General features: G+C 39.9%; 9 protein-coding genes and 2 pseudogenes. 7 read left to right on the top strand and 4 right to left on the bottom strand.

The genetic code is table 11. The annotated features are described in order from the left end of the window. Window positions 1-23 precede the first annotated feature (23 nt). The 5 genes and pseudogenes from V7L20_RS12985 to V7L20_RS12965 all read left to right on the top strand — a co-directional run bounded on the left by V7L20_RS12985 (window position 24) and on the right by V7L20_RS12965 (window position 4,510). Window positions 24-3,041, top strand: coding sequence for a zinc-dependent metalloprotease (locus V7L20_RS12985; RefSeq protein WP_334744472.1), 3,018 nt, complete (start codon window positions 24-26; stop codon window positions 3,039-3,041). A 210-nt stretch (window positions 3,042-3,251) separates the two neighbouring features. After that, window positions 3,252-3,600, top strand: a pseudogene (locus V7L20_RS12980) (element excision factor XisH family protein). 44 nt (window positions 3,601-3,644) lie between these two features. After that, window positions 3,645-3,929: pseudogene (locus tag V7L20_RS12975) on the top strand (XisI protein); the annotation flags it as partial. Window positions 3,930-4,058: 129 nt separating this feature from the next. Beyond that, the gene (locus V7L20_RS12970; protein WP_334744471.1) at window positions 4,059-4,217 is read left to right on the top strand and encodes a hypothetical protein; all 159 of its coding nucleotides are present in this window, start codon (window positions 4,059-4,061) and stop codon (window positions 4,215-4,217) included. Next, a complete protein-coding gene (locus tag V7L20_RS12965; RefSeq protein ID WP_334744470.1) occupies window positions 4,217-4,510 on the top strand; it encodes a type II toxin-antitoxin system VapC family toxin in 294 nt (97 codons plus the stop codon). Before V7L20_RS12970 ends, V7L20_RS12965 begins: the two co-directional genes overlap by 1 nt. A gap of 280 nt (window positions 4,511-4,790) precedes the next feature. Here the strand turns inward: V7L20_RS12965 and V7L20_RS12960 are convergent, their stop codons facing one another. Both V7L20_RS12960 and V7L20_RS12955 read right to left on the bottom strand, forming a co-directional pair. After that, complete coding sequence (locus V7L20_RS12960) at window positions 4,791-5,525, bottom strand: DUF1995 family protein (protein ID WP_334744469.1); 735 nt, start codon at window positions 5,523-5,525, stop codon at window positions 4,791-4,793. Window positions 5,526-5,739: 214 nt separating this feature from the next. Further along, window positions 5,740-5,916 carry a hypothetical protein gene (locus V7L20_RS12955; protein ID WP_334744468.1) on the bottom strand — a complete coding sequence of 59 codons (177 nt, stop codon included), beginning with the start codon at window positions 5,914-5,916 and terminating at the stop codon, window positions 5,740-5,742. 429 nt (window positions 5,917-6,345) lie between these two features. Between V7L20_RS12955 and V7L20_RS12950 the strand changes: the two genes are divergently transcribed. Continuing rightward, window positions 6,346-7,098, top strand: a complete 753-nt coding sequence (locus tag V7L20_RS12950) for a hypothetical protein (RefSeq protein ID WP_334744467.1) — start codon at window positions 6,346-6,348, stop codon at window positions 7,096-7,098. Between the two features lie 20 nt (window positions 7,099-7,118). On the opposite strand, the gene V7L20_RS12945 is transcribed toward V7L20_RS12950, so the two are convergent. Beyond that, on the bottom strand, window positions 7,119-8,282 hold the full coding sequence (locus tag V7L20_RS12945) for a cysteine desulfurase family protein (protein ID WP_334744494.1): 1,164 nt from the start codon (window positions 8,280-8,282) through the stop codon (window positions 7,119-7,121). Window positions 8,283-8,499: 217 nt separating this feature from the next. On the opposite strand from V7L20_RS12945, the gene V7L20_RS12940 reads away from it, so the two are divergent. Continuing rightward, a complete protein-coding gene (locus V7L20_RS12940; RefSeq protein ID WP_334744466.1) occupies window positions 8,500-10,131 on the top strand; it encodes a DUF655 domain-containing protein in 1,632 nt (543 codons plus the stop codon). Between the two features lie 58 nt (window positions 10,132-10,189). Here the strand turns inward: V7L20_RS12940 and V7L20_RS12935 are convergent, their stop codons facing one another. Beyond that, window positions 10,190-11,275 (bottom strand): glycosyltransferase family 4 protein, encoded by a 1,086-nt coding sequence (locus V7L20_RS12935; RefSeq protein WP_334744465.1) that lies wholly within the window; start codon window positions 11,273-11,275, stop codon window positions 10,190-10,192. Window positions 11,276-12,000: the final 725 nt, after the last annotated feature.

The raw sequence follows: 12,000 nt of genomic DNA, 5'->3' as shown, positions 1-12,000 counted from the left end.
GTATAACTATCGGGGATAAGGGGATGAAGAATAGATTAACTTTTTATATGATTTTGTTACATAGTTTGTTTTTAGGAATAGGAACGGCTAGTGCTAAGTCACCATCTGTTAACATTGATAGATTGTTAGGCAACCAGAAAGCTGGTCGGGTTGTAGAAGCCGTAGTTACAGCCAAAAGTAGAGAGAAATTTAATAGTCAGTTAACAACAGAAACTTCTTTAACTAAAACTTCAACATTATCGCTAAATAATCTCAATATTACTCAGGAAAATAGGCTAGCGTCAGGGCAAGTTTGGGTGGTTAATCAAAATAAACATGTACAGCCTCAACCGTTTATTTGGGTAGTAAAAGACTTGAAAAAAGCAGGGCAACAACCATTTTTGCAAGTAGCAAAACCAGCAGAAAAGCCTAAACCTAGTAAAACACCAACAACAAAGGATGATTTAGAGCCATTTGATGAAGTCATCAAAGATACTCAAAAGTCAGGGGGATTGTTTACCTTATATCGTAATAAAGAAAAGAATAAAATTTATTTAGAAATTAAGCCAGAGCAACTCAATAAGAATTACCTAGCTACGGCAACCCTGGAATCAGGTATTGGTGAACGGGGTATTTATAGTGGTATGCCTTTGCAAGATTTTTTGTTTTATTTTCAACGGGTGGATGATAAATTAAACTTTGTTATCCGCAATGTTAATTTTCGCACTCGTGAGGGAGATCCTCAGATGCGATCGCTAACTCGGTCTTTTAGTGATTCGGTTCTCTACAGCATTCCCCTTAAAAGTATTCATCCACAACGCAAAACTCTTCTTATCGACTTAGAAGATTTACTACTGACAGATTTAGGTGGATTATCTGCAAGTTTAGGAGTCCCAGCAACTACAGACCAATCTTATTTTGGTACTGCTAAAGCTTTTCCACAAAACTTAGAAATTGAGTCAGTTTTAAATTTCTCCGCTAGCGGTGACCATAACAGTGAAGTGGCAAGCTTTGCGTCGCTAGCTGATAACCGTGGTTATACCTTGCGCGTCCACTACAGTCTCTCTCAACTACCTGATAAAGATTATCGCCCGCGTATTGCTGATGATCGCATCGGCTATTTCATCACCGCCTACCAAGATTTATCCAAAGACGATCGCGGCGATTCTTTTGTCCGTTACATTAATCGCTGGGATTTGGAAAAACAAGACCCGAAAGCAGCAATTTCTCCACCTAAAAAACCGATTGTCTTTTGGATTGATAACGCTGTGCCCTTAGAGTACCGTGATCCTATCAAAGAAGGCATTTTAATGTGGAACAAAGCCTTTCTCAAAGCTGGATTCAAGGATGCAATTGAAGTCCGCCAAATGCCGGATGATGCTAAATGGGATCCAGCAGATATTCGTTACAACACGATTCGCTGGATCAATACAGTCGATGGTTATTTTGCAATGGGTCCATCTCGTGTTAACCCATTGACTGGGGAAATTTTGGATGCAGATATTCTTGTCGATGCTAGCTTTGTGCGGGCACTTAAGAGTGAGTATCGCAAAATCGTCCAACCTAGCCAAACTGAAAATCGCACTACTCTATCAGCTTTGATGCAAAATCGTCTACTTTGCGCTAATGGTGCTAATGGTTTAGATGCAAAAAACAATGATAAACCCCAGCAGACGCAAACACAACAAGGATTGTTAAATCGTTTATCGAAAATGGCAGGCGAGTACGATTTATGCTATGGGATGGAAGCTGCTAACCAGTTTGCCTTTGGTTCACTGGCAATGTCACTGCTGCCAGATACCATGGCCACTCCAGACCAGGTGAAAGAATATATCAATCAATATTTACGTTTAATCATCGCTCACGAAGTTGGACATACTCTTGGTTTACGCCATAACTTCCGTGGTAGTACACTGCTACCACCAGATGAGATGAATAATACGGAAATTACCAAAACTAAAGGTTTGACTAGTTCAGTGATGGATTATATTCCGCCAAATATTGCCCCTCAAGGGACAAAACAGGGAGATTATTTTCCCAGTATGGTGGGGCCTTATGATGAATGGGCGATTAAGTATGGCTACATGCCAATTCAAACATCAACTCCTATAGCAGAAAAGCCAATTTTGTCAGAAATTGCTGCACAATCCTATAAGCCAGAGTTGAGTTATTCCACAGATGAAGATATGTATGACCTTGACCCAACTTCTGATGCTTGGGATAACAGTAGCAATGTCCTGCTTTATTCTCAGTGGCAATTAAATAATTCGCGGGTGATGTGGGAACGTCTCGATAAGCGTTACCCAATAGCTGGTGATAGTTACAGCGATGTGAGCGAACGTTTTAGTACAGTATTGGGTAACTATTTTCAGCAAATATATTACACCACAAAATACATTGGGGGACAGTCTTTCTATCGCATCCACCCCAGTGAAATACCCTCTGGAGTAAGCCAACACCGATTACCATTTGAACCAGTACCAGTTGAAGAACAACGACAAGCTTTAGAAACACTGCAAAAGTATGTATTTGCAGAAGATGCCCTCAGCTTCTCACCAGAACTACTGAATAAATTAGCACCTTCCCGTTGGCGACATTGGGGTAGTTCTCCCCAAGTTGGTCGTTTGGATTTTCCAATTCATGACTTGGTGCTATTCATGCAAGGTTCTGTGTTGCGGGATTTACTCTCAGGCGATCGCCTCTCTCGGCTCAAGGATATTGAACTGAAAACGCAGTCAGGAAATGCACTGAGTCTTCCTGAACTATTTGACACTTTGCAATCAGATATCTGGACAGAAGTAATCAAACCAAAAGGTAAATCAATGAAGATTGCCAGTTTACGGCGAGGCTTGCAACGGCAATATCTGGATATTTTAACTGGTATGGTGTTGCGAAAAGAATATGTCCCAGAAGATGCTCGTACTTTGGCGTGGTATAAACTCAAGCAATTAGATGAGAAACTCAAGGGGGTTAATTCCGAGGATGAATATACCAAAGCGCACTTATTAGAAACGCGCGATCGCATTGAGAAAGTGTTGAATGCGCCGTTGCAAGCGAATTAAAAAGGAAGTGGAAAAAGACGCGATTAATCACGTCTGTACTATGGAGGGGAGAATAATTTTTAATTGTTTCTCCTTTCCTTTCTCTTGTTTCATCATCACTTTGGCAAAATATATTTAGAATCCCCATACAGGCTGAGAAAACAGTTTATGTCAGCTAGAGATAAATTTCACAATGTTGTGAAATCGGCATTACAAAAGGACGGGTAGCGAATTACTCATGACCCTTTGCTAATTCGCATAGAAAATATTACCGATATGTACATTGATTTGGGAGCAGAAAGAATTATTGCCGCAGAAAGAGAGGGACAAATAATCGCCGTTGAAGTTAAAAGTTTCATCGGCACTTCAACTATTTCTGAGTTTCATATTGTGGTGGGACAGTTTATTAATTATCGATATGCTTTCTTAAGAAATAAGTTCTGAGAGAGTTTTGTATGCAGTGCCTTTAAACACTTATAACGATTTTTTAAATAAACCATTTATTAAAACTATTATCCAACGGAGTCAAATCAATCTGATAGTTTATGATGTGGAAACGGAGGAAATTATCCGATGGTAGATTTAAATAAATATCGAGAGTGTATTCGTTAATTACTTACAGAATATGCTCAACGTGCCTCCTCTAATAATGAAATTGAAGCTCAAACAATTTTTGATGGAGAACAAGACCATTATCAACTGATATATATTGGTTGGCAAAATAGACGTAGGGTTTTTGGTCCTGTGATGCATTTTGATATCAAAAATGGTAAAATTTGGATTCAGTGGAATAGTACAGAAGAGGATGTAGGTGAGCAACTGGCGGCGATGGGAGTACCAAAACAAGATATTGTAGTTGGATTTCACCCACCTTACATCCGGCAGTATACAGATTATGCCGTGGGATAAAGGCTTGTTGCCTAAGTGCTATTAAATTTACAATTGAGGTGGCATAGATAAAGGCAGTAAAAAGCTAATGACATTGCAAAACTTGCAAAAACAGGTGCTACAGTTATCGACTAGCGACGTTGGCAATTAGTGCAAACCTTGCTGGAATCTTTACAGCAGGAAACCCGCCCATTACAAAATAAAAGAAATTTGTCCCGATTGCGAGGAATTGCAAAAGCTTCAGATGTATCAGGTAATGAAGATATTGAAGCAGAATATATTACCTATCTGGCTGAGAAGTACCAGTAATGCGAGTTTTAATAGATACTAATGTCGTTCTTGATTTTTTGCAAGAGCGGGAGCCTTTTGTGGAGGATGCAGCAAGACAGTTTCAGAAGATTGATGCTGGTGAGGTTCAAGGATTTATTGCAGCAACAACAATCACCAATATATATTATATTGTTCGCAGAACCGCAGGCGTGAAGGTGGCTCAAGACGCAATCATTCAAGTTTTAACAGACTTACACATTTGTCCCGTTGAGCGCACTATCTTAGAACAGGCGATCACATTAAATTTCCGAGATTTTGAGGATGCGGTGTAGTATGCCTGTGGAATAGCGCATGGAGTAGATGCAGTTATAACTCGTGATGTGTCTGGTTTTGTAGATGCTTTGATTCCAGTGATGTCACCTAAAGAATTAGATAAGATATTAGCTAGTGAATAAATCCCCAGAAATACCGCTCAAGTTACCGCTATCCGTTTATAACTTTAGAATTAAGAACAGTTAGTACTTGCTTCGATTTACAAAGTCTTTGTCTATCTGATGTAGAGCAAAGGAGGCAGCAGATAATAAAACCTACCTCTGCTACCCCTGTTTTCTTCTAACTACTCAACGCCTTTAAAAACCGTTGCAAACTCTTAAACACACTCGGCTTTCTTGCAGGTGTCGTATCTGTTGTTGTTTGCGGTTGTCCTTTTAAAAGGATGAGATCCAACTCATCACCCGATGGTTTTGTGGGTAATTCGGCAATTCTTTGATATTCACCGCCGATTTCCAGCCAAACTTCCCACTGTCCTGGGTAGCAGCGACATAGGGCACTTTCATTGTCTACAGGGCGGAGGTAATAGGCAGATTCAATGGTACTGAGAAAGCGATCGCGGATTTTTCTAGCTGTGTAACCAATACCCACAGTTCCAGAATCTTCAAGACGGGGATTTAACAAGACTAAAGGGCGATCGCCTATTACTTCACATAACTTTTCCAACTGTGGTACTTCTACAGAAGTGGGGGCGATGAATAAGAAAATTTCATCCTCTGGCTGAATTTTTGTTTGCAAAGAAGCAGCCCTTCCCGTACCAATATCCAAAATTTGAAATGGTGCATCAGCCCAGTCGCGTCGGGCTAAAGCCGCAGCCCCAGCGTCAGCAAAGAAAATCTTCAAACGAGAATCATATTCTGTAAACAGTGGCAGAAATTGTTCCGCCACCGGCATAAACTTGAGTTCTGGGAACAGGAACTCAACTTGTATGCGAGTACAGCCATCTGCAAGGGCAGCTTGGACGGCTACACGAGATTGAGCGATCGCATCTTCAAGAGTATTGGGAAGTTCACTCATAGTTTGTTATGTGGGTTTAGCATTACTCCCATTGTTCCAGTATTAGCTCTTATTGAGTAGGCAGACGATGACAATCAACTTCAGAATATAAAGGCTCAGTTAAGATTCCCAGACTGGTTGCCCATTTATTGAAGAAGTGCGATCGCATAAAAGACACACTTAAAATATTGCCTGTTGATAAAAGACTCCTTTAAGGCTTTTAGCGACGCGCCAATCAAATAAAACCTAGATATTTTGATACGCGATATCCAAGCCAAATCCCTACAAGACCACCAATGACGCTGAAGACAATCGAGGTGAATGATAGCACACTTCCACCCCACAATGCAGGGATGTAACTACCAATCGTAGAGCCAATAAACATCCCAATTCCAATGATGAATTTATTCATTCAAAAAAACCCTCAAAAGTAATCAAAATAAGTCATGCTTGAACTCCTTTATGACTCAAAATATTACTTTTTGGGAAAAGATTTATTTAACCCTTTCAACAGTAGTGACAGCAACTTAAGCAATCAGAGCATCTAAAATACCGCTATCAGGAAAGTTTAAGGTTGCCATTTGCGCGAGCGCATCGCAGACACGCTCAAAATTTGGGATGATGCTTTGCGGCAGCAGTGACATAGAGTGCTGCGATCGCCTGGTTCTGCTAAGGAATGTAACGTTTACGAAAGTGTAAAGATGGTCATTGTCAATAGTACGGTAGTGCAATTAGAGTGATTCAAAATGGGAATAAATATTTGCTTGATTTATTTATGAGTATTAAGTTAAAATACTTTGGATTATTTTTTTAATTTCACTTCACAACGATAAGATTGAACATGAATTTAATAAGTAAAAATTTGACTATTACTGATATCTATCCAAGATGCATAGCATTTGTAGGAGCGCTCTTATCAGTGTGTGGTTCAGCATCGATAGCTGAATCTGCCTCAATTACGCCATTTACTAATCGAAATGATTTTAACACTAGTATTGGTGCTACACCTCTGATTATAGAAGATTTTACTAATTACATTCACTATCCAATAATCACTGGAATCCTCAATTCACAAACCAATCTTGTCGTCAAGAATGGCTCTCCTATCCACCCTGGAGATATTAAGCCTGGGGCTACATATTCAACACCACAAGGAACTGGTTTATTCTTTAATATAGATGCTGGTGGTGGGTATACTGGCGGATTTCTTGATGGCTTTACCAGTAGCAATTTCAACAGAACACTAACCGTTAATTTTGATAAGAATGTTTCAGCATTTGGATTTGATACAAACAACTTTATGGGAAATGATTTTAACTTAACAATTAAATTTTCATCTGGAGAAAATTTTGTCCAGAATTTTTTAGTTAGTAACTCTGAAAGGTTACAATTTTTCGGTTTTCAAAGTGACGCTTTTGATATCCAATCTATAATTATTGACGGGAATAGAGACAGAAGCAATGATGAGTTCGCTCTTGACAACTTCACTTTTACCACTGTTCCCGAACCTTTCAACCTGGGAGGAATACTAATTGCTGGTTTTATGGGATTGTGGCTCAAGCTTAAAAAGCAAAAAGGCTCCCAATCAGTATAGAAAGCACATAAAAACTGTATCTAAACTAAAGATAAATCCGGTGTCAGCCTTTGCAAAACTTGTTTCAATGCCATTACCGTCCAATCTATATCAGCTTCAGTAGTATCACGCCCCAATGTGATGCGAATTCCGCCCAAAGCAGCTTTTTCGGAATAACCCATCGCTAACAATATCGGACTAGGGCTAAGTTTACCACTATGACAGGCAGCACCAGCACTGATGCCGATGCCAGCAAGGTTTAGCTGTCGTACCAAGGTTTTACCGCTAAGTTTTTCCCCGTCGGCGTATTCTAAGCACATACTGATATGGTGAGGTAAACGATCGCAGCCATCCCCTGTAGCAATTAAACCAGGAATCTCAATTAATTGGGCAAAGGCGCGATCGCGTAACTCAATTAACCGTGGTGTTTCTGTAGCTAATTCTTCGGCTGCTAATTCTGCTGCTACACCAAATCCCGCTATTATCGGTACTGCTTGCGTACCAGAACGCAGTCCCATTTCTTGTCCACCACCACCCAGTAAGGGTATCAATTCTACACCAGGACGCAGATATAGCGCCCCTACACCTTGCGGCCCATATATTTTATGACTCGAAAGGCTAAGTAAGTCTACGGAAAGTTGTTGCACATCTATAGGTAAGCGTCCCGCAGCTTGCACCGCATCTGTATGGAACAAAGCACCATGCGAGCGGACAATTTTACCCAGTTCCTCAATTGGTTGCACAGTCCCAACTTCACTTTGACCGAAAATTATAGAAACCAAAACTGTATTATGTCGCAACGCCGCCTTTAAATCCAAGGGGTTGACTCTGCCTTTAACATCTACAGATAGGCGCGTAACTTCCCAACCCCAGATTTCTAGCAATCTTACTGTTTCAGAAATTGCTGAATGCTCCACGCTAGAGATAATTATATGTTGAGGAACAGCATACAACCGAGCCACACCCATAATCGCCAGATTATTTGCTTCGGTACCACCAGATGTAAAGATGATTGATGCTGGATCGACAGCGTTGATTAATCCAGCAACTTGGACTCTGGCTTGTTCCACAACCGTTGCTGCCCTTTGCCCCCACTCATGTAAGCTGGAAGGATTGCCCCACTCTTGGGTGAGGACTGTTTGCATAACTGCGATCGCTTCTTTTCGAGTGGGAGTAGTGGCGCTGTAATCTAGATAAATTTGCATATAACCGATAATGGTGAGAACACACGTTAGTAGTAAGACTGCTGATCTTGTCAGCATATACAGTTTTAGTGGACAAATTCTGAAAAATCTCTGTAATGCTACTTCTAGCAGTGGATTTTTCCCTTTACTTGGAAAGTTATTTTTCTACCTAATTCAGAAGACAAAATTTTGGGAATGATAAATATGTCCATTTCCAATTCACTTTTAACAGATTACAGTGCAACTTATCTCTAGACGAAGATATTTTTTATATATCTTTTTACTGATATTTACCCTTGCGGCTTGTCAACGAGTCCAGTCTTTCAATCAGCGTCTACAACCTTTACCACAAGATCCGTTAGTTAAAGTTTACTTTAACCATTCTGAGTCTTCAGAATACAAAGAACCTTACCGTCAGCAAACTCGCCTTGGGGATGATTTAGAAAAACAGATTGTCAATGCCATTACCCAAGCTAAATCTACAGTAGATGTGGCGGTGCAAGAATTACGTTTACCCAAAGTTGCCCAAGCATTGGTTGATAGACAAAAAGCTGGGGTAAGAGTCAGGATAATTTTAGAAAATATTTATAGCCGACCTTGGAGTAGCTTAACATCTGCTGAAGTAGGTAAGTTAGATAAAAGGGAGCAGGAACGTTACAACGAATTTCGCAAATTTATCGATATTAACCAAGATAATCAACTTAGTCCAGCAGAAATCAATCAAAGAGATGCCTTAATAATTTTGCAAAATGCCAAAATTCCCTGGATAGACGATCGAGCAGATGGTTCAGCAGGTAGCAGCTTGATGCATCATAAATTTGTGATTGTGGATAATCGCATTGTAATTATAACTTCAGCCAATTTTACTTTAAGTGATACTTATGGTGATTTTACAAATTCTAGCAGTTTAGGCAATGCCAATAACTTATTGCAAATTGACAGCCCAGAATTAGCATCTTTATTTACAGAAGAGTTTAACATTATGTGGGGAGATGGCCCAGGAGGTAAACCAGATAGTAAATTTGGTTTGCAAAAACCGATGCGTTTACCTCAACAAATAACTTTAGGTAACACCCAAATTACTGTGCAATTTTCGCCTACTTCCCCAACTCAATCCTGGAGTAACAGTAGTAATGGTTTAATTGGCAAAACTTTAGATTCCGCAACCAAATCTGTTGATATGGCATTATTTGTCTTTTCCGATCAGCGTCTTGCTAATATTTTAGAAAAACGCCATCAACAAAGTGTGCAAATTCGCGCTTTAATTGAACCACAATTTGCCTATCGTCCCTATAGCGAAGCATTGGATATGATGGGGGTTGCTCTTAGTAACAAATGTAAATATGAACTTGATAACCATCCTTGGCAATATCCAATTACAACCGTAGGCGTACCTGTATTACCCAAAGGCGATTTATTACATCACAAATTTGGTGTTATTGATAATCAAACAGTAATTACAGGTTCTCATAATTGGTCAGATGCTGCCAATAATGGTAACGATGAGACGCTTGTAGTGATTCAAAGTCCTATAGTTGCTGCCCATTACGTGCGAGAATTTGCTCGTCTTTATGCCAAACTTAAACCCGGCTTACCACCAGGAATTCAAGAAAAGATTAAAGTAGAACAAACACGGTGTCCACAGATAAAAAGTTTTTCATCAAGTGAACTACAAGCAGTTAAACAAATAAATATTAACACTGCAAGTATAGAAGAATTAACAACTCTCCCTGGTGTGGGTAAGAAGTTAGCACAACGAATAATTATTAGCCGTCACCAGCAAAAATTTACATCTTTACAAGACTTAGAAAGAGTTCCAGGATTGAGTGCTAGAACTGTAGAAAAATGGAGCGGTCGCGTAATTTGGTAGGGTCGCACACCTGCGCCTCCCTACTTAGTTAAAAACATTAGTTAAAAATATGCGATATTTAAGTACGATCGCTAGCTAAACTAATTAAACTGCGCGATCGCCCATTCTGAGAAAATCGTTTTGCTATTATTTGTTGATAAACCGCCTCATAGCCATCAGTCATCTGCTTCATGCTGAAACGATCTTCGACATACTGGCGACAGGCATAGCGGTCTAATTCTATTACCCGATTAATGGCACTGATGCATTCTTGAATATCATTGCAGAGGAAACCCGTCTTGCCGTGGGAAATTACCTCCTCAGTAGAACCCAATTTCATCGCAATCACTGGTGTACCTGAAGCCATTGACTCCACCATCACCAATCCAAAGGGTTCTCGCCAAGTGATGGGGAATAGAGTTGCGACTGCACCTCCCATAAGGGCATTTTTTTGAGTATGGTTAGCTTCACCTAAATACTCAATTTGCTTCCCGTCAATGTGTGGTTTAATTTCCTTCTCAAAGTATTCCACATCAACGACATCTACCTTACCCGCCATTTTCAAGTGCCAACCAGCAAGTTTTGCAATTTCTATTGCTAAGTGCGCTCCCTTCTCAGGAGACATGCGACCCAAAAACGCTAAGTAGGGCGGATCTTCTGGTTGGGCGTGAAAATTATAACTGCTGACATCAATTCCGTTGTAAACCGTTGCTATACAGTTCAACCCTAACCTTGGTTCTCGTTGTGAATCGGAAATACTAACATAGGGTTGTTTTTTACCAAAACTAAATATCTTTTCGTTATCAGGGGAAAAAGTACCGTGCAACGTATGAACCGTAGGGGTTGTGACAAGATTCGCAAAGGACAGCGCCCCATACCCGATATGGGAGTGAATAATATCAAACTCTTCTGCTTGTTCATACACTGAAGCTAGATTCAGCATTTCGTAAACGCTGTAATCTTTAATTGTGTGATCAAGTCTAAGGGCACGGGGATGAACTGACACTAGTTTTGCCAGACTGATAGAATCTCCTGATGCAAATAAAGTTACTTCGTGTCCGCGTCGAACTAATTCATCGGTCAGTAACCCGACTACTAACTCTATACCACCATAAGCTGGAGGTGGAACCCTCTCCCACAGTGGGGCTACTTGAGCTATTCGCATAATAAACCTCCTAAAAAATTAAACTTAAATTAAAAGTTTTCTTTCTTTTCTGTTGTTGTAATGCTTGTAATTGATTGGATTTGCATCAGATAACAAGCTTCTTAAGACTTATTTCAAAATCTTCTGCTATCGCATCTTATGCTCTTGCTTCTATATTTTTTGTCTATCTTTGTATATAAATTTACCTCTACTAAAGAGGTAAACATATTTAATATCATTCATTGTTAGTGATTTGGCGCAATTTTAAATATAGGTTTTCTATAATCGTCAAAATTTAAGTTAAATAGTGATAATAAGCGGAAATACTCTGCTATTGCCTCTCAAGTACTTGATTTTAAAATGTTATTTAAAGAATCAACTGCATAATCAATTTTTGAGCAACTTTCCTTACTTTAAAGGATAAGCTGTAGCCACCAAAGGATACATTCGCTTAGGGCATTGGGCACTTGTACTGCCCTTCTCTACGAGAGGCTGCGCCAACGACTACGCTCAGGAACCGCGACTTGTGCCGAGCATCTCGACTTCGCTCGATGGAACCGGAGCCTAGGTAAACCGAAGTATTGGAAATTGGGCATCAGGCATTGGTAACTTCTTCCTCATGCCCCATTGCCCATTTCCAAAAACTCAATTCCATTGAATGGGTGGAGTTTTCTATGATTAATTCTATCTAAGCTTTAAACAGAGGCAGAAGGAAGACAAGAAGGGATTGGGTATCAAGTCGAAAA

The sequence above is a fragment of the Nostoc sp. genome (assembly GCF_036916735.1).
Taxonomy (GTDB): domain Bacteria; phylum Cyanobacteriota; class Cyanobacteriia; order Cyanobacteriales; family Nostocaceae; genus Nostoc.
Note: the sequence above shows the minus strand (reverse complement) of the source record. Positions and strands in the feature narration are given on the sequence as shown.

Bases quoted from the DNA above. Each gene is read 5' to 3' on its own strand.
- V7L20_RS12985 (WP_334744472.1), top strand. From the start codon at position 24: ATGAAGAATAGATTAACTTTTTATATGATTTTGTTACATAGTTTGTTT.
- V7L20_RS12965 (WP_334744470.1), top strand. From the start codon at position 4,217: ATGCGAGTTTTAATAGATACTAATGTCGTTCTTGATTTTTTGCAAGAG.
- V7L20_RS12960 (WP_334744469.1), bottom strand. From the start codon at position 5,525: ATGAGTGAACTTCCCAATACTCTTGAAGATGCGATCGCTCAATCTCGT.
- V7L20_RS12955 (WP_334744468.1), bottom strand. From the start codon at position 5,916: ATGAATAAATTCATCATTGGAATTGGGATGTTTATTGGCTCTACGATT.
- V7L20_RS12950 (WP_334744467.1), top strand. From the start codon at position 6,346: ATGAATTTAATAAGTAAAAATTTGACTATTACTGATATCTATCCAAGA.
- V7L20_RS12945 (WP_334744494.1), bottom strand. From the start codon at position 8,282: ATGCAAATTTATCTAGATTACAGCGCCACTACTCCCACTCGAAAAGAA.
- V7L20_RS12935 (WP_334744465.1), bottom strand. From the start codon at position 11,275: ATGCGAATAGCTCAAGTAGCCCCACTGTGGGAGAGGGTTCCACCTCCA.